The organism is Arthrobacter agilis, from assembly GCF_030816075.1.
In the GTDB taxonomy this organism is placed as follows: domain Bacteria; phylum Actinomycetota; class Actinomycetes; order Actinomycetales; family Micrococcaceae; genus Arthrobacter_D; species Arthrobacter_D agilis_E.
In genome coordinates this window covers 1753123-1769804 of sequence record NZ_JAUSXO010000001.1, presented here as the reverse complement: position 1 = coordinate 1769804, position 16682 = coordinate 1753123, and the positions used below count along the sequence as shown (strand labels likewise).

Sequence of the window (16682 nt, the reverse complement as noted above, 5' to 3'; positions counted from 1 at the left end):
AGCTAGCCTCCTCTTATGACTGTTGAGTGGGGGACTCCCGTCGGATGGACGGGCACGCGCAAAGAGATCGCTGCGATGTACGGCGGCACGAGGTTCGGAGGGATGGAGACGCCGAGCACCTCGGCGAACGTGCTGTTGTTCACTGACCCGAAGGTGGGTCGGGAGAACGGGTATGAGTTCGACGGTTGGTCTGCCGACGGAGACGTGTTCTCGTACACGGGTATGGACCGGATCGGTCCGCAGAAGGTGCATAAGGGCAATCTCGCCTTGCGGGATCATAAGCTCAACGGGAAGGCCGTCCGCCTCTTCGGTGTGAGCGGGAAGGCCGCCGTCGGGAACGGCCAGGACCGCATCTACCTGGGTGAGTTCGCCATCGACGACGACCACCCGTACTCCACGGAGGATGCCCCCGGCGTGGATGGAGTCATGCGCACTGTCTTCGTGTTTCACCTGCGGCCGGTCGGGGAGATCCTCCGTCGCGACGAGGACTTGAGCTCGAAGGCTGCAGATCCGACGGATGCCGGCAGTGCGAGTCGGGTTCCGCTCGAGAACCACGCCGTCGAAGAGTTTGAGCGAGCCGGGACTGAAGCGGGCACCGGCAAGAAGCGCGAGCAGGATCTCGTCAACGCCTTCCAGACCATCCTGAAGAGCAGGGGCCGCGAGCTCGATCGGTTCAAGGTGTACCCGAAGGGCAGCAGCATGCCGCTCTTCACAGACATCCACGACGCCACCGAAGGCATCCTCTACGAAGCCAAAGCGGACGCCACCAGGAACAGCGTGCGTGCTGGCCTCGGACAGCTGCTCGACTATCGCCGGTACGTGGACGGCCGCCCCTGCCGGCTGCTGCTCCCCGCCGCGCCGAATGCCGACCTGCTGGAGCTCCTCGCCGAGCACGACATCGCTACCGTGTGGCGCGTCGGCGACACGAGCTCTTTCGAGTTGCACGAGGGCGGCTCGACGCGGGCGTTCTGATCGGTTCCGCATGTGAGTCCAAGTCGGCATCAGTCATCACCTTCTGACCTGCAGGAAAAGGGGCTGCACCCGGCGAGGGAGCTGTCATCTTCGAGGGACTCTTCAAACTCGGCCGCAGCGATGGCGTGCAGAAGATTGCCTTGACGGCTCGCCCACTCGTGGTAGCTGACGCGGTCGATCGGCGCGTCCGAGAGGGCCATGCGCGAACGGTGCAGGAATGCCTGCCCCAGCAGTGGCTGCCCCTGGGCGTTGGCCTTCGCGGAGCCCGCACGGATCGCCGCATCAAACTCGACCGCGTCCTGCCACTCCGCGGGGTTGTTGTCGCGCAGCTCGCGCCACTGGCGGTTGGTGTGAAACGGGCACCCGATGCACGCCGACTTCGGAGTCGACCCGAAGCCCTGCGAGGTGAGGAGCAGGACGCACAGCTCGCGGCTCATGCCCAGCTCCAGCAGCGGGTATCGGTTGCGAGAGTAGGAGACATCGCCGGTCTTGAGGTTGCCGTCCTGATCGAGAGCCCGGTCGCGCTCGTCCGTGCTGATGCCGATCCACTGATCGACGGAGCGGCCCTTGGGTACGCGGCCCGGCTTACCGTCCTCTCGTGGCTCGGCGCCGAGGATGCGGCGCACCTGCTCCTTGATTGGCTTGAGCTTGTACTCGCTTGTGCACTGGCGCCGGGTCATACCGTCCCCGCCGTCCTTGTTCTTGATATAGAGCGGCATGGACGCGAAGCGGTGCACGGGGTCGAGGGCGTCATTGCGGATGTTCCCGGAGGAAACTCGGTAGATCGGTATGCCGGCGGGCTTGGCGATCTCCTTTTCGATGCGGTCGAGATGGGCGTAAACGGACGCTGGCTCCCAGCCGGTGTCCGAGATAATGGCTCCATCGAGCCGCGGGAGCGTACCGATTGCGGACAGCAGGAGGAGTGCGGTGGACTGCACCCCGGCGCCCAGCGAGAGAATCTGCCGGCTCAATCCGAGCACCTGCATTCGCCGGTGGTGCGGATGGGGGATCCGCAGGAGGTGCAAATCTCAGGGTTAGTGATGGTCGTGGTGGTGTTCATGCTGCGAGGCTCCCTGCTTAGCGTTCGAGGTAGTCGGGGCGGAAGTCGCCCCAGTGGAGGTCGGTTTCTGGGTCGCCGGTGGAGACGATGACGACGGGCGCCTGCTGGTAGCCGAGGGCTGCGACTGCGGCTGCGTCGGCGGGGCCCTGGGCCAGGTCGACGGCCACGTATCGGAGGCCGCGCTTCTCGAGCCACCGCTTTGTGGCGTTGCACTGCTGGCAGTTCGGCAGGGTGTAGATCGTGAGCATCACTGGGGTGCCTCTCAGAAGGGGTGAAAGCTGCCCTGCAACGGGAGGGTTGCAGGGCAGCGTGAATCTGGGTGGTTAGAACGGGGGCTCTGCGTCGTCGGTGGGGGCGGCACCCGACGGGTCGTCTGCGGGCTGCTGGCCCCAATGCTGCCCGCTGGTGGCGGGCTGGACGCCGCCGCGGGTGCCGGGCCCCTGTGTCCGGGTCACCTTCGCGGAGGCGTGGCGGATGGACGGGCCGATCTCGTCCACCTCGAGTTCCATGAAGGTGCGCTTCTCGCCCTCTTTCGTGTCGTACGAATGCGACTTGAGGCGCCCCTGGGCGACGACCCGCGTCCCCTTCGTGAGGGACTCGGCGACGTTTTCGGCGGCGTCCTTCCACACGCTGGCCCGGAGGAACAGCGTCTCGCCGTCTTTCCAGTCGTTGGCCTGCCGGTCGAAGGTCCGCGGGGTGGATGCGATGGTGAAGTTCGCCACCGCGCTACTGGACGGGGTGAAGCGCAGCTCGGGGTCGGCAGTGAGGTTGCCGATGACGGTGATGACTGTCTCGCCCGCCATCAGTTGGTACCTGCCAGGCATGCAGCGTCAGTGTCCGCGTCGACCGGCTTGGGGAGGACGCCGTCGTCGTCAACGACGTCCTCCTGCTGGGTGTCAACGTCGGCTTGCTGCTGCGCGGCGGCGACGAGCTCGTCGGTCAGCTGCTTCGCCTCGGACACGGTAAGGTCCTTCGATCCGTTGATCTCGCGGCCGACCCACGCGGTGACGACGCCGAGCATGTCGTCCTTCGTCGTGTAGCCCAGGGCCTTGAGCGCGTTGCCGAGATCCGTCTGCTGCTTCCGGGAGCACAGCGGCTCCGCGGGTTCCGCTCCGGCAGGCACAGCTGCTTCGGGCGCAGGCGGGGGAGTGGCGGCCGCTGCTGCCTCCGCGAGCCGTGCCGTGGCCGAATGCGCGGCCGGGCCCATCGCACGAGGAGGTTCGTGGTGCGTCCGACGTAGAGGAGCTTCCCGCCCCGCGTGTAGATCCGGTAGACGTAGGCCGGCCGCTGCACCACTCGGCGAGCATGGGCTTCTGCGCTGTTCACGCTGCACGCTTCTTCGACGCGTCGGCGTGGAGTGTGTAGGTGATCTCGTCCTTGGTGACGCCGAGGCGTTTGGCAATGCGGGTGATCACTTCTTCGGAGGGCTGCTTGGCGCCCTTCTCGACGTGGGTCAGGTATCCGGGGCTGATGCTGCAGTCGACTGCAAAGACCCCGTGCTTGATTCCGAGGGCTTCCCGCATGGCCCTTATGGCTGGGCCGTGCGCCAATCTCATTCGCATAGGAAGAGCATGGGCAACCTTAGGCAACGAGGTCAAGCAACTATGGGTGACTCGGGGAAAAGCCGCTCTAACCTGCGGTTTTACCTACGAACTACTTGCATGGTTTTCCGGTTTCGGACCCGTAAAGTGCAACGTTGGGCAGTTGTGTTGCCTAAAACTTTCTAGGAGAGTGTCGCCTGTGATTACCGGAGAGCAGATCAGGGCCGCTCGTGAGCGGGCGGCGCTGACGCAAGGTCAGCTAGGGGAGCGCGTTGGCGTGTCCCTGCGGACCATCGGGAACTGGGAGCGCGGGGAGTCCGTACCGCGCAACAAGGAGGGCGTCCTGCGCTCTGCTCTCGGAGACTTCCTGCCGAACAGGGATAGCCAGGCGCCACCGCTCGACTCAGCTAGTGACGCCGAGCTGCTTGCTGAGGTCGCTCGGAGGTTCGCCCGGACTACCCACTATCCGGAGAAGCCCGGGGTGGATCCCGCGGAGGACATCACGCAGTTGCCGCGCCTTCCTCGCAAGTAGGCGAAGCTCCACTACTCACGCACGATGCAACCTCTACTGGAGTGTCTACTGCACCCGCTAATAGGAGGTTGACCAGCCCCCATCAGGGGGCGCCAACTGGAATCAAGCACACAATCTGTCAGGAGAAACACGATGTCTAGCAACCCAGAAACGCTCAGATCGCTGATCCTCGAGATGAAGGGTGATCGGTCCTTCGAGCGGTTGTCCCGAGACTGCGGCGGGATCCCGAAAGCGAACCGGTTGAACACTCTCGCGGCCGGCCAGAAGATCAACAACTTCCCGGACCCGCCCACGATCAAGGGTCTGTCGCGGGGGCTGAACGTGTCCGTAACGCGGGTCGTCCTCGCTGCGGCCCGGTCCCTTGAACTGAACGTCTCCGATTCGGACCCGGACGAGCTCGTGCTTCAGGGGGCTGGCGCCCTCCCTCCCGAGTCGAAGCAGCTCCTGGTGAGCATGTCGCGTCAACTTTTGACCGCATGGGACGCCGCCGACACGGCCCGACCCGGCGTGTCGGATAACGGCTCGGCGACGCGTATGTGAACTGTCACAGCCGTCCCATAGCGTGCATCCATGGGTCTCATGGGTCTCATGGGGACAGCGGTAGAGCTAGGAACACAGGTAATCGAGGGGAACGTCGAGCAGGGCTGGGGGTCGTGGGATCACGCCACGCAGACGATGACATTGAAGCCCGGGATGGGCAAGGTACAGCGCCGGTCGGTGCTGGCGAGGATGCTCGGGCACGCGGCGCTCGGGCACACCGAGGCATCTCCGCAAGCGGAAGCGGAAGCGGAAGCGCAGGCATGGGCAGCGCGGCAGCTGATTAGCGCCGGGCGCGTCGCGGCGACACTGAAGGCCGTCAACTGGGTGGGCCTGCTGGCCCGGGAACTCGAGGTCATGCCGTCGGACGTCGCCGCCTACTACGGGTCGTTGAGCGATGAGGAGAGATTGGGGATCCGAAAGATGATCGAGACGACGCCGTGCGGGTACCCACGGGGGAGTGGCTGATGGCCAGCATCGAGGACAGGTGGACGCGGGCCAACCCTGACGGGGGGCCACCGAAGCGTGTCCGCCGGGAGCGGTACGGCCAGGGCCTGCGGTGGCGGGTGCACTGGGATGAGGGCGGCAAGCGGTCAAAGTCGTTCTCGACGAAGGACGCTGCGGAGGCGTTCCTGACCGAGGTCAATGCTCGAACCCACCCCGGGATCTACACGGCGCCGGCGCGGGCGCTGCTCATCTCGGAGTACGCGGCCCGGTGGCAGGAGCAGCAGATCCACCAGCGGGCGTCGTCCCGGGAGCAGATTGCCCGGCGGATGAACCGGAGCATCCTGCCCGTGCTCGGGCACAAGCGGATGGAGTCGGTGACGCGGACGGATGTGCAGGCCGCAGTGATCGGCTGGTCGGAGACGCTGGCGGCGTCGACGGTGAAGCTCACCTACACGTACCTCGCGGGCATGATGAAGGCCGCTGTCCTCGACGGCGTGATCCGGGCGACGCCGTGCGTAGGGATGCGACTCCCACGGGATGAGGTGGAGCGGGTGCGCCCGTTGTCGACCGATACGGTGCGGGCGCTGGTAGAGGCAATATGGGCGCCCTACAGGCCGCTCGTCGTGTTCGGGGCGGCGACCGGGCTGCGCGGTTCGGAGATGCGCGGGCTGACCTGGGACCGGGTGAACCTGTCCCGCGGTTCGGTGACCGTTGACCGGCAGCTGGTGTCACGGGACGCCGGCCGCCCGGCGTGGGGTCCGCCGGAGACCGCGTCGAGTGTCCGGACGATCAGCATCGGCCCCGCGACGATCGCAATGCTCGAGGACCTGCCACGGGTGGGGGAGCTGGTCTTCACGGCAGGCGGACGTGCGCTCACCCGGGGGAACGCCGGGGATGCTTGGCGCGACGCTCGGGCGAAGGTGCCAGGCATCGGCGACGGGTTCCACCAGCTCCGCCACTATCACGCGTCGCAGCTCATCGCCGGGGGCATGTCGCCGGTCGCGGTCGCCCACCGCCTAGGGCACAAGGATGCGACCGAGACGCTGCAGACGTACGCCCATCTCTGGCATGACGATGACCAGCGGGCGGCCACTCTCACGGACGGTGTGGTCGCTCTGTAGGCGGACGGTTCTGCGGCTGGCAGCGCCCCTACAGCGCCCGGGCTACATGTCGTCCCACGTTAGGAGGATGCCGAGTAGATACCCGGCGTATCGGTCGACCCATCCCTCGACCTCCACGCCGACGGAGAACGCGCGTTCGATCAAGGATCGTCGGCGCGTCGCGCCCGGCTGGACACTGGGGATCCGCATACTCTGTGAACACCGCCGTGGGTCTCCTCGACGAGCACGACGGTACGAACGGGTCGGCCTACCGCTGGGGCAACGAGGCTGACCCGTTCACTCCCCTGGAACGCTTTCCCGAACGCCCTGTCGGGCGGCCCGTTCCGGGCCGGAGATGAAACGGCCCCCCGTACCTGGTCTCAAGAGGTAGGGGGGCCGCCCGGCGTCTATAGCCGCCTCGGGAGCCGGTCGACCGCGATACTGCTGGGGGAACGACCGCGGGACCCACTCCCAGCTCTCATTCTCCGCTTCCACCGAGGGCGCGGCAATCGACGAGGGGTCCTCTAAGCCAAGGGAGAACTCGGGAACTTTCACAGAGGATGCCGGAGGCAACCAAGTATCGGGCCGGGTCCCTGTTCCGTCAAGACCCCGCGAAGTCGTCCGGATCTCGACCTCGAGGCGTCCGGAACACGGCGCAGGACTGGGCTAGGGTGATCGGATGAATGCAGGTGGTCCGCGGAGCAGGCGCCTGTTGGCGCGCAACCGGAACTTCCGCGCACTCATGATCTCGAGCACCTTCGGGGTGCTCGGGAACGCGGTCGCAGCGGTCGCCCTGCCCGTCATCGCGGCCGTCGAACTCGATGCCAGCGACTTCGCGGTGGCCGCACTGGCCGGCATGACGTTCCTGCCCTGGCTCCTCTTCGGCCTCCTCATCGGTGTCTGGGTGGACCGCCTGCCACGCAGGTTCGTGATGCTCGTCGCGCTCTCGGTGCGCGTCGTCGTCCTCGCGCTCCTCCCGCTCGGCTACTGGCTCGGATTCCTCAGCACGCCGCTGCTCTTCGGTGCCGCCTTCGTGGCAGGAGTGGCCTCCGTGTTCTTCCAGCTGGCGGACGCCGCCCTGGTGCAGCAGGCGGTGACCCCGGACGAGCTGATGGAGGGCAACGGCCTGATCACCGGTTCCGGTGCTGCGGCCGACGCCGCGGGGCGGTCCATCGCCGGGTGGCTCGCCGGCGCGGTAGGAGCGTCCAATGCCCTCATCGTGCAGCTGGTCACCTCGGTGGTCTCCCTCCTCGCCCTGCAGCGGCTCGATGTCCGGGAGGTCGTCCGGCCGCAGAGCGACCGGCGCATCCTGCAGGAGATGTCCGAGGGGATGCGCTACACCTTCAGCACGGCCCCGCTGCGCGCCATCCTCCTCAATGCGGCGCTGTGGAACCTGGGCGGCAACATCGCGGCCTCCCTGCTCGTCGTCCTGGTCCTGAGGACCCTGGGGGAGTCGGAGGTGTGGCTCGGGCTGCTGCTCGCCGCCGCCTCCGTGGGCGGAGCGGCGGGCGGCACGACGGCGAACGCGCTGGGGGAGCGCTTCGGCTCCGGACCGCTCTGGCGGTGGTCCATGGTGCCCGGGGTGTTCGGCTACGCCTCCCTCCTGGTGCTCACTCCGGGCTGGGGGATGCTGTGGGGGGTCCTCGGCATGTTCGTCATGGGCGCGAGTGTCGCGTGGAACATCGTGGTCGGCTCCAGCTTCCGCCAGCGCGTGTGCCCGCCGGGGATGATGGGACGCCTGGGTGCGGCGTCGCGCATGGTGAGCTGGGGCATGCTCGCGCTCGCGAGCCTCCTGGCCGGGATCCTCGCCGAGACCATCGGCGTGCGCGGGGCCGTCGTGGTCGGCGTCGCGATCGCCTGCCTGGCGCCCCTCGTGGCCCTGTTCGGGTCCCTGCGCGGCGTCCGGCGGCTCGAGGACCTGGTCGAGGCCGCCGAGCCCGACGCGCGGGCCGCTGCCCGGCCGAACGCCTGACGCGCGGCGTCAGCGGGCTGCGGTCTCCGCGGAGTGGTCCGGACGGCTCAGTGGCCGAAAGGATCAGGGTCGACACCGGGCATCCAGGTCAGACCCTGGACGCCCCATCCGTTCGCCTTCATCGCCTTCCTGGCCTTCCGCGACTGCCGGTTGTCGAGGCGGTCGACGTACAGCTTGCCGTCGAGGTGGTCGTACTCGTGCTGCATGCAGCGGGCGAACCAGCCGGTGGCCTCGAACTCGACGGGGGTGCCGTCGCCGTCGAACCCGGAGATCCTCGCCCATTCGGCGCGTTTGAGGGGGAAGGCCTCCCCGGGCACGGAGAGGCATCCCTCGGCCTCGTCGTCGGGGTCAGGGTCCGATCCGGGCACCTTCGACGTCACGAGGGTCGGGTTGACGAGGACGCCGCGTGGCGCCACGCCGTCGTCGTTCTCCATCCCGTACACGAACACGCGCAGGCCGACGCCTACCTGCGGCGCTGCGAGACCGACGCCGTTCGCGGTGTCCATGGTCTCGAAGAGGTCGGCGATGAACGTGCGCAGTTCGTCGTCGAAGGCCTCCACCGGCTGGGCGCGCCGGTGCAGGACGGGCTCACCGGAGATGACGATGGGATGGACTGCCATGGACCTACCTGTTCTGGGTGGGACGGTCCGCGATGGACCGCCCGATGGATTCGCGCATGATCTCGCTGGTCCCGCCGAAGATGGTCAGCAGCCGGGCGGCCAGGAAGGCCTGCGAGACCGGGTATTCGAGGATGTACCCGTAGCCGCCGTGCAGCTGCAGGCACCGGTCGGTGATGGACTTGGCGCGTTCGCTCGCCCACAGCTTGGCCTGTGCGGCGGACGTCGGGGTCAGGGTGCCGGCGTTGAACGCGAGGACCGCCTGGTCGACGAAGGTCTCCGTGACCTGGACCTCGGTCAGGATGTCGGCGAGGACGTGGCGGGTGTTCTGGAAGTCGAGCACGCGTTCGCCGAACGCGCTGCGGTCGGTCACGTACCGGACGGTCTGCTCGTAGGTGGCCCGCGCGAGAGCGGCCGCGGCGACGGCGATGCCGAGGCGGCCCTGCGGGATCTGCTCCAGGCTGTAGCGCAGGCCCTGGCCCACCTCGCCCACGAGATCCGCGCCGGGGACCCGCACGTTGTCGAAGAACAGTTCTGCCGTGTCCGACGCGCGCAGCCCCATCTTGTCGAGCTGGCGTCCGGGCGTGTACCCCTCGCCCCGCCGCACCATGAACAGGGAGAAGGCGTCGCTGGCCCCGCGGCCGGTGCTGCCGTCGGTGCGGGCGAGCACGAGGGAGGCGTCCCCGCTGATGCCGTTCCCGATGAACACCTTCTGCCCGGAGAGCAGCCAGTCGTCGCCGTCGCGCACGGCACGGGTGCGGATGCCGCGCAGGTCGCTGCCGGCCCCCGGCTCGGTCCACGCACAGGACGTCACGATCTCGCCGGAGACCATGCCGGGAAGCCAGCGTTCCTTGAGGTCGTCCGAGCCGTGGGCGAGCAGGTGCGGGAGGACGAGGTCGTCGTGCAGGTGGAAGGCGAGCCCGACGGCGAGATGGTTGCTCCGGGCGAACTCCTCGTCGAGGACGGCGCGGAAGCGGTAGTCGGGCATGCCAGCGCCGCCGAACTCCTCGGGTACCGCGAGTCCGAGCAGGCCCTGCTCGCCCGCGGCGGTCCACACGGACCGGTCCATCATGTGCTGCTGGTCCCACCCCGCGTAGTGGGGGGCGACGGCCCGTTCGTTGAACTCGCGGGCGACATCGCGGAAGAGCTCGTGATCCTCGTCGAACACTGTGCGTTCCATGGTTCTGGTCCTTCGGTGCTGTCAGCCGCGGGTGCGGCCCGAGGGCTGCCGACCGGGGCTGGGCTGGGTGGGCCGCAAATGCGTATGCCGCCCCGGATGATCTCCGGGACGGCATACGTGGCCAGGTTCTTCCCTGGCAACTGAGGGTGAGTAACGGGGGTTGAACCCGCGACCTCCTGGACCACAACCAGGCGCTCTGCCAACTGAGCTATACCCACCATGTGTCGTCGCTCGCCAGCCCTCAGGAACTCCGTCCGGGCTGTCAGCGACAGGCAGCGGATACAAGTTTACACACTTTTCGGTGTGCTCCTGACCGCCGGTCGGAGCCCGCCGGCAGGTGTCAGGGAGCGACGGTGCCGGCGATCGCCTTGCTCGTGGCCGAGTCGGGGCCGGGCGAGGGCACGAAGACCGCGGCGCGGTAGTAGCGCAGTTCACGGATGGAGTCCTCGATGTCCCCGAGGGCGCGGTGCCCGCCGGTCTTCGGCGGTGCCTGGAAGTAGGCGCGGGTGTACCAGCGGCGCGCGAGCTCCTTGATGGTGGACACGTCGATGATGCGGTAGTGCAGGTAGTCGACGACGAGTGGCATGTCGCGGGCGAGGAAGTTCCGGTCGGTCCCGACGGAGTTGCCGGCCAGCTGCGCCTTCCGCGGCTCGGGCACCCATTTCTTGATGTAGGCGAGCACCTGCTGCTCCGCCTCGTCCATCGTGATGCCGCCGTCGAGCTCCTCGAGCAGCCCCGACGTCGTGTGCATCTGCCGCACGAAGTCCCCCATGTGGGCCATGGCCTCGGCGGTGGGCTTGATCACGACGTCGACACCCTCACCCAGGATGTTGAGTTCCGAGTCGGTGACCAGGACTGCCACCTCGATCAGGCCGTCATGGGTGAGGTCCAGCCCCGTCATCTCGCAGTCGATCCAGACGATGTGTTCACTCGATATCGGCATTCGACCAATGTACCGTCCGGGACCGACCGCCCCACGCGCCGATCCCCGGGTGGCGTCCAGCCTGCCGGGAGCGGCCGTACCCGAGGACTCGCATGGGGCCCCGGTGCTAATATTCGAACAGTCCGCTCAGGGCTGCGGGGAGACCTGGGTGCCCCCGCCGCCTCCGGCCCAGGGCACCGCGGTGTCCGCCGTCCGGTCGTGACCCGCCGGCGGCCCTGGAACACGGGCATGCAACGCCGACCTCCTGTTTGCCGACGATTGGAAATGCCCAGATGCCCGCCCAGGTCCCCCTCACGCAGGTCGAGACGCAGCCGGGCCCTAACCGCCCCAACGTGGCCGTCGTGCAGGGCTTCGTCGGTTCCCTCCTGATGTGGATGGGATCCCTCGGCGTCGGCTGGCTGTCGCTGGCCTCCGCGGAGCTGAGGCGGAATCCCGTCATCATCTGGCTCCGCTTCGAGCCCGCCGGTGCGGTCCTGTCCGTGCTGCTGCTCGCGCTCGGCGGCATGCTCCTGATCCGCGCCTGGCTGCGTCTCGGCCAGCGGCTGAACGGGTGGTCGGACGACACGCGCCCCTACCTGCTGAAGGCCATCGTCGCGTGGACGATCCCGCTCGCCGCCGCGCTACCGCTGTTCAGCCGGGATGTCTTCGCGTACATCGCGCAGGGCCAGGTGATGGTGGCCAAGCTCAACCCGTACGTCGACGGCTACTCGCAGATCTCCAACTACCTGCAGATCGGCGCCGACGACCTCTGGGCCCAGAGCCCCACGCCCTACGGCCCCGTGTTCCTCTGGATCGAGGAGGGCATCGTCCGCATCACGGGCGGACACCCCGACACCTCGATCATCCTGTTCCGGGTCGTCGCACTCGCCGGCGTCGCCCTGTGCGTCTACTTCGTCCCCAAGCTGGCGGAACTGCACTCCATCAACGCGAACCGCGCCCTCTGGCTGACGGTCGCCAATCCGCTGTTCCTCATCAACTTCGTGGCCGCCATCCACAACGACTCCCTGATGATCGGGCTGGCACTCGCCGGGCTGTACCTCGCGGCGACCCGGCGGCCGCTCCTCGGGATCCTGCTCATCACCCTCTCGGTCGGCATCAAGCCGATCACCCTGATCTTCCTGCCGTTCGTCGGGCTGATGTGGGCGGGCAAGGGGGCGTCCTGGCCGCGGCGCTTCCTGTACTGGTTCCTCACCGCCGGGCTGTCCCTGGGGATCCTGTGGGTCATGGGGTACGTGAACACCTTCGGCTTCGGCTGGGTGGGGGCGCTCAGCACGCCGGGCAGCGTCTGGATCTGGTACGCGCCCATCGGGTTCATGGGCCTCGTCATCGCGACCCTCGGCGACGCCGTCGGGCTGAGCGGCTGGGACATCGCCAACTGGTTCCACACCCTCGCGCGGTTGGCCTCGCTGGTCATCATCGCGTTCCAGATCTTCCACGGCGACCACAGCCGCCTCGTGCGCAGGCTCGCCTTCGCCTTCGCCGCGATCGTCCTGCTGTCGCCCATGATCCAGTCCTGGTACGTGGTGTGGCTGATCCCGCTGTTCGCCGTCACCGGCATCCGCGACGACTGGCAGGTCAAGTTCCTCTACTTCACGGTGGCCTTCTTCATGGTCTACGCCATCACGGACCAGCTGGACATCTTCCCCTACTTCGACTTCAGCCTGATGATGGCGCGGCAGGTGGCCGCCGTCGTAGCCCTCGGGTTCGCGCTGTACCTCGTCTTCGTGGACCGGAGCACGAAGATCCTGTTCCGCAAGCGCTACCGCCCCCTGGAACCCGGGCAACTGCACTGATCCCGGCCCGCCCGGGGCGCTTCCGACCGCCCCCTGGGCGAAAAGCGATATGCGGGACGGGGGCGAAGCGGCAATACTGAGCAGATGATTGAAACAGGAACGACGACGTACACCGGCGAGTTCGAGATCACCGGCTGGGACGCCGAGCCGTATACGGAGCCCGGCAGCACCGGTGAGCTGTCCAGGGTCCGCGCCGCGAAGGTGTTCGAGGGCGAGATCAGCGGGACGAGCACGGCGGAGCTGCTCATGGCGGGCAACGACGTCGGCGCCGGGTACGTGGCGTCCGAACAGTTCGTCGGGTCCGTCGGCGAGCGCACGGGGTCCATGACGGTGCAGCACTGGGGCGTCGCCGAGGGTGCCGATGCGGCGAGTTCCGGGCACATCATCCCCGGCTCCGGCACGGACGGGCTGCATGGCATCTCCGGCAAGGCGATCTACTCACAGGACCCGGACGGCCAGCACCGCCTCGAACTCAGGGTGAGCTTCGGCGAGGACGAGTAGTCCGCGGGCCGGTATCGCGGGGGAGCAGGAGCGGCCCATAGTAAACTGGGCCCACTGCCTCCGTAGCTCAGGGGATAGAGCAGGGGCCTTCTAATCCTCTGGTCGCAGGTTCGAATCCTGCCGGGGGCACAGTACGAGGGCCGGACGCCTGGCGTCCGGCCCTCCGTCGTCCCGACCCCAACCGGTCCCGTCCGGGCCCCGGGGCCCAGTTACGGGCGGTTCCCGGTATCGAACCGCTCGCCGTACACCCGCTCAGCCTCCTGCAGCAGGTCCTCGTGCAGCCGACCGAGCGGCACCACGTCGGTCAGGAGCGGTTCGGAGTCCGGCCCGCGGCCCACGCATTGCCCCGTGAGCACCCACGGGAAACGCTCCTCTTCCTCCGCCAGGTGTCGGTACTGGCACACCTGGCGGGCGAGCCAGTCGCCGAGCGGCCGGGTCCACCACGGTTCGGGGGTCAGCGGATTGACGGACAGCCCCGGCAGATCCAGCCCGCTCTCGCCGTCGCTGCTCGTCCCGTCGCGATCGGCCTCGAATCCGCACGAGTAGCGGAGGTACACCGGCTCGTCGCCCTGCACGAGGTCACAGAGTTCGTCGAGGGTGGAGATGACACGGTCGCCGGTGCCGGTCGCCGTGCCCTGTGCATTGTTCGTCGCGTTGTCCGTCGCGTTGCCCGTCGCTGTGGCCGTCGGACTGGCCGTTCGGGTCTGGGGAGGTGTCGCCGTCTTCATCCCTCCACGCTAAAAACGAAACCACACGTGTCTCAACCATCGATTCGTGCCCCATCCGCCCTTCCGCTTCCCGCCGGCGTCGCCTAGTGCGGGTGGACCGCGCCGTGCCGGCCGGGGCCGCCCCGGACCCTGACGGTCTCAGCCGGCGCGGAGCGCTCCGGTGAGGGTGGTGTGGACCAGGTCGTGATAGTCCTCCGGCGTCCAGCCCAGATCGGTCAGGGTGCGGTACGCCTCGGGGTGCCCGGTCGTCCAGATCACCGCGGCGGCCTGCGCGTCGCTCAGCTCCCCGAGCGCGCCCCTCTTCCTCAGTTCCGCAGCGGCGCGGCGGTAGTTGGTGAGGCGCTGCTCGTCCCGCCTGCGCTGCACCGCGGCGACTTCGACGTCCACGGCCGCCGCCTGGCGGATCACCACCCACACGCCGGACGTCCGCGCGTTCACCTCGACGAACCACTCCGCGAGCACCGCGACCACCTCCGCGGCGGTTCCGGCACGCCCTACCCGTTCGGCCATGAACTCGGGCACGGGGGTCGGCGCCGCCGGCCCTGACGCCGCGAGATCGAGCACCGCGGACAGCAGCGCTGCCTTGTTGCCGACCGAGTTGTAGATCGTCTGGATCGACACCCCGGCACCGGTCGCGACCGCGGCGATCGAGGACCCGACGTAGCCGTCGGAGAGGAAGAGGCGCTCGGCCGCGTCGACGATGCGACGGCGCGTCAGGGCGGCCTGCGCCTCGCGGAGCGACGGAGGCGGCAGCGTGGAATCCGGCATCTCGCTAGCATAGACGTCCACTCACTGGAGGCGTATTCTAATGATCCGTCCAGGAGATCGCCATGGAACATCTCGAGACCGTCGTGGTCGGCGCGGGCCAGTCCGGCCTCGCCGCCGGCTACCCATCTCGCACAGCGGGGACTGCCCTTCGCGATCCTCGACGCAGGAGAGCAGGTGGGGGACACCTGGCGGGGCCGGTGGGACTCGCTGCGGCTCTTCACCCCGGGCAGGTTCAGCAGCCTCCCGGGGTCCGCCAACCCCGCCGGCCCGGCAGGTTTCGCGGGCAAGGACGAGTTCGCCGACTACCTCGCCGCCTACGCGGAACGGTTCGCGCTCCCGGTCCGCTGCGGAGTGCGCGTCCACCAGGCCGTCGTCCGCGGCGACGGCTTCGAGCTGGACACCAGCGCCGGGCCCGTCGCCGCGACCCACCTCGTCGTAGCGGCGGGGCACACCGGGTTGCCGCACCGACCGTCGTTCGCCGAGGGGCTCGACGGAGGGATCCGGCAGCTCCACGCCTCCGAATACCGCAACCCCCGGAGCACGCCCGGAGACACGGTCCTCGTGGTCGGTGCGGGCACCTCCGGGGCCGAGATAGCGCTCGAGCTCGCGGCGACCCGCACCGTGGTGCTCGCCGGGAGGCCGACGCCGCACATCCCCGATGCGGTCTTCCGGTACGCGGGCCGCCCCTACTGGTTCCTCGTCGACAGGCTGCTCACCATCGACACACCACCGGGGCGACGCGTCGCAGCGGGGTTCGGACGGCGAGGGGCTCCCCTCATCCGGGTGTCGATGCGCCAGGTGGAGGACGTCGGCGTCACCCGGGTTCCTGCCGTCACCGGGGTCACAGGCGGGCAGCCGCAGACGGTCGACGGCCCGCTGCCGCAGGTCGACACGGTCATCTGGGCGACAGGCTACCGGCCCGACCTGCGATGGCTTCCGCCCCTCGACGTCGACGATGTCGGCGTGCCGCGGACCGATCGCGGTGTGGCGGCCGACCTCCGCGGCCTCTACTTCCTGGGCCTGCCGTTCCAGTACGCGCTCACCTCCGCACTCATCGGCGGGGTCGGGCGGGACGCGGCCTACATCGCCGACCGGATCGCCCGCGAAGCCGCCGTGCCGGTTCCCGCAGCGGACCTGACCCGGTCCCGGCCGAGCGTTGTCAACATAGCGCCTGTGCCGTCCGCGCCGTCGGTGCACCCGGCCGAGACTGGGCGGAGGCCGGCACTCACCGCCGTCCTCCGGACCTACGGAAGGACAGATCCATGACCGACACCATCACCGTGCGGGGCTATGTCGCCACGGACGTGCGCCTCACCTCCGCGCAGAGCGGGCTGGCGATCGCCGGGTTCCGGATGTGCTCCACGGAACGCCGCTTCGACAAGGAGGCGAACGCGTGGGTGGACGGCCACACCAACTGGTACTCCGTCTCGATGTTCCGCCAGCTCGCCACCCACGCCGGGGCCAGCATCAAGAAGGGTGACCGCGTCATCGTCACGGGCCGGCTCAAGGTGCGGCCGTGGATCAACGCGGAGGGCAAGACGGGCACCTCCGTGGAGATCGACGCCGACACGGCCGGGCACGATTTGATGTGGGGTACGGCAAACTTCCGGCGGACGACGGCCGACCGGGGCGAGCTCCACTCCGCGTCCGGACCCGATGAGCAGCCGGGCCCCGTCACGGCCGACGACGGACCGCCGGCGGGCGTCGATGCCTCGACGGGTGAGCTGTACGCCCCCGCGACCTTCGACGTGTCCGGCGCTGATCCGGGTGGTGCTGCATCGGGTGACGCTGAATCGAGTGACGCTGAATCGAGAGGCGCTGACGGCCGCGACGATGCCCGTCGCGGGCACGCTCTTGACGCCGAGGGGGTGCCGTTCTGATCGGGTGCGGTCCCGATCCAGGCCCTGGGCGTGCGACAGAAGGGCGGAAGGGCGGAAGGGCTGAAGGGCTGAAGGGCTGAAGGGCGGAAGGGCTGAAGGGCTGAAGGGCTA

The 16682-nt window shown here is 68.5% G+C and carries 20 protein-coding genes and 2 tRNA genes; 11 read left to right on the top strand and 11 right to left on the bottom strand.

The features are described 5' to 3' along the window. Positions 1-15: 15 nt before the first annotated feature. The gene (locus QFZ50_RS08090; protein WP_307083235.1) at positions 16-972 is read left to right on the top strand and encodes a hypothetical protein; all 957 of its coding nucleotides are present in this window, start codon (positions 16-18) and stop codon (positions 970-972) included. Positions 973-1001: 29 nt separating this feature from the next. On the opposite strand, the gene QFZ50_RS08085 is transcribed toward QFZ50_RS08090, so the two are convergent. The 5 genes from QFZ50_RS08085 to QFZ50_RS08065 form a co-directional block, all read right to left on the bottom strand. Then, positions 1002-1958, bottom strand: coding sequence for a hypothetical protein (locus QFZ50_RS08085; RefSeq protein ID WP_307083233.1), 957 nt, complete (start codon positions 1956-1958; stop codon positions 1002-1004). Between the two features lie 91 nt (positions 1959-2049). Then, a complete protein-coding gene (locus QFZ50_RS08080) occupies positions 2050-2280 on the bottom strand; it encodes a glutaredoxin domain-containing protein (RefSeq protein WP_307083231.1) in 231 nt (76 codons plus the stop codon). Between the two features lie 75 nt (positions 2281-2355). After that, positions 2356-2835, bottom strand: a complete 480-nt coding sequence (locus QFZ50_RS08075) for a single-stranded DNA-binding protein (RefSeq protein WP_307083229.1) — start codon at positions 2833-2835, stop codon at positions 2356-2358. Further along, the gene (locus QFZ50_RS08070; RefSeq protein WP_307083227.1) at positions 2835-3155 is read right to left on the bottom strand and encodes a hypothetical protein; all 321 of its coding nucleotides are present in this window, start codon (positions 3153-3155) and stop codon (positions 2835-2837) included. The genes QFZ50_RS08075 and QFZ50_RS08070 overlap by 1 nt, the downstream gene beginning before the upstream one ends. 199 nt (positions 3156-3354) lie before the next feature. Then, positions 3355-3555, bottom strand: coding sequence for a helix-turn-helix domain-containing protein (locus tag QFZ50_RS08065; RefSeq protein WP_373462254.1), 201 nt, complete (start codon positions 3553-3555; stop codon positions 3355-3357). On the opposite strand from QFZ50_RS08065, the gene QFZ50_RS18225 reads away from it, so the two are divergent. From QFZ50_RS18225 to QFZ50_RS08045, 5 genes are all read left to right on the top strand, one after another. Continuing rightward, the gene (locus tag QFZ50_RS18225; protein ID WP_373462253.1) at positions 3503-4105 is read left to right on the top strand and encodes a helix-turn-helix domain-containing protein; all 603 of its coding nucleotides are present in this window, start codon (positions 3503-3505) and stop codon (positions 4103-4105) included. The genes QFZ50_RS08065 and QFZ50_RS18225 overlap by 53 nt on opposite strands. 132 nt (positions 4106-4237) lie before the next feature. Beyond that, complete coding sequence (locus QFZ50_RS08060; protein ID WP_307083225.1) at positions 4238-4645, top strand: hypothetical protein; 408 nt, start codon at positions 4238-4240, stop codon at positions 4643-4645. 30 nt (positions 4646-4675) lie between these two features. Continuing rightward, the gene (locus QFZ50_RS08055) at positions 4676-5110 is read left to right on the top strand and encodes a hypothetical protein (protein ID WP_307083224.1); all 435 of its coding nucleotides are present in this window, start codon (positions 4676-4678) and stop codon (positions 5108-5110) included. Beyond that, positions 5110-6210, top strand: coding sequence for a tyrosine-type recombinase/integrase (locus tag QFZ50_RS08050; RefSeq protein WP_307083222.1), 1101 nt, complete (start codon positions 5110-5112; stop codon positions 6208-6210). The genes QFZ50_RS08055 and QFZ50_RS08050 overlap by 1 nt, the downstream gene beginning before the upstream one ends. A 658-nt stretch (positions 6211-6868) precedes the next feature. Next, positions 6869-8161, top strand: a complete 1293-nt coding sequence (locus QFZ50_RS08045; protein WP_307083220.1) for an MFS transporter — start codon at positions 6869-6871, stop codon at positions 8159-8161. A gap of 47 nt (positions 8162-8208) precedes the next feature. Here QFZ50_RS08045 and def read toward each other — a convergent pair whose 3' ends face one another. The 4 genes from def to orn all read right to left on the bottom strand — a co-directional run bounded on the left by def (position 8209) and on the right by orn (position 10901). Beyond that, on the bottom strand, positions 8209-8781 hold the full coding sequence (gene def, locus QFZ50_RS08040) for a peptide deformylase (RefSeq protein WP_307083218.1): 573 nt from the start codon (positions 8779-8781) through the stop codon (positions 8209-8211). A gap of 4 nt (positions 8782-8785) precedes the next feature. Next, positions 8786-9958 carry an acyl-CoA dehydrogenase family protein gene (locus QFZ50_RS08035; protein WP_307083216.1) on the bottom strand — a complete coding sequence of 391 codons (1173 nt, stop codon included), beginning with the start codon at positions 9956-9958 and terminating at the stop codon, positions 8786-8788. A gap of 145 nt (positions 9959-10103) precedes the next feature. Beyond that, positions 10104-10176: transfer RNA gene (locus QFZ50_RS08030), tRNA-His, on the bottom strand. A gap of 122 nt (positions 10177-10298) precedes the next feature. Further along, positions 10299-10901 carry an oligoribonuclease gene (gene orn / locus QFZ50_RS08025; protein WP_307083214.1) on the bottom strand — a complete coding sequence of 201 codons (603 nt, stop codon included), beginning with the start codon at positions 10899-10901 and terminating at the stop codon, positions 10299-10301. A 272-nt stretch (positions 10902-11173) separates the two neighbouring features. On the opposite strand from orn, the gene mptB reads away from it, so the two are divergent. The 3 genes from mptB (at position 11174) to QFZ50_RS08010 (ending at position 13324) form a co-directional block, all read left to right on the top strand. Continuing rightward, a complete protein-coding gene (gene mptB, locus QFZ50_RS08020; RefSeq protein WP_307083212.1) occupies positions 11174-12694 on the top strand; it encodes a polyprenol phosphomannose-dependent alpha 1,6 mannosyltransferase MptB in 1521 nt (506 codons plus the stop codon). Positions 12695-12778: 84 nt separating this feature from the next. Beyond that, positions 12779-13195 (top strand): DUF3224 domain-containing protein, encoded by a 417-nt coding sequence (locus QFZ50_RS08015; protein ID WP_307083210.1) that lies wholly within the window; start codon positions 12779-12781, stop codon positions 13193-13195. Positions 13196-13251: 56 nt separating this feature from the next. Continuing rightward, positions 13252-13324: transfer RNA gene (locus QFZ50_RS08010), tRNA-Arg, on the top strand. Positions 13325-13404: 80 nt separating this feature from the next. Here the strand turns inward: QFZ50_RS08010 and QFZ50_RS08005 are convergent. Further along, positions 13405-13923: a DUF6098 family protein gene (locus tag QFZ50_RS08005; protein WP_307083208.1), complete on the bottom strand. Its 519-nt coding sequence runs from the start codon at positions 13921-13923 to the stop codon at positions 13405-13407. Between the two features lie 138 nt (positions 13924-14061). Further along, positions 14062-14691 (bottom strand): TetR/AcrR family transcriptional regulator, encoded by a 630-nt coding sequence (locus QFZ50_RS08000; RefSeq protein WP_307083206.1) that lies wholly within the window; start codon positions 14689-14691, stop codon positions 14062-14064. Between the two features lie 174 nt (positions 14692-14865). Here QFZ50_RS08000 and QFZ50_RS07995 point away from each other — a divergent pair, with 174 nt between their 5' ends. Next, positions 14866-15957: a flavin-containing monooxygenase gene (locus QFZ50_RS07995; protein WP_307083205.1), complete on the top strand. Its 1092-nt coding sequence runs from the start codon at positions 14866-14868 to the stop codon at positions 15955-15957. Continuing rightward, on the top strand, positions 15954-16571 hold the full coding sequence (ssb, locus tag QFZ50_RS07990; RefSeq protein ID WP_307083203.1) for a single-stranded DNA-binding protein: 618 nt from the start codon (positions 15954-15956) through the stop codon (positions 16569-16571). Before QFZ50_RS07995 ends, ssb begins: the two co-directional genes overlap by 4 nt. Positions 16572-16682 lie beyond the last annotated feature (111 nt).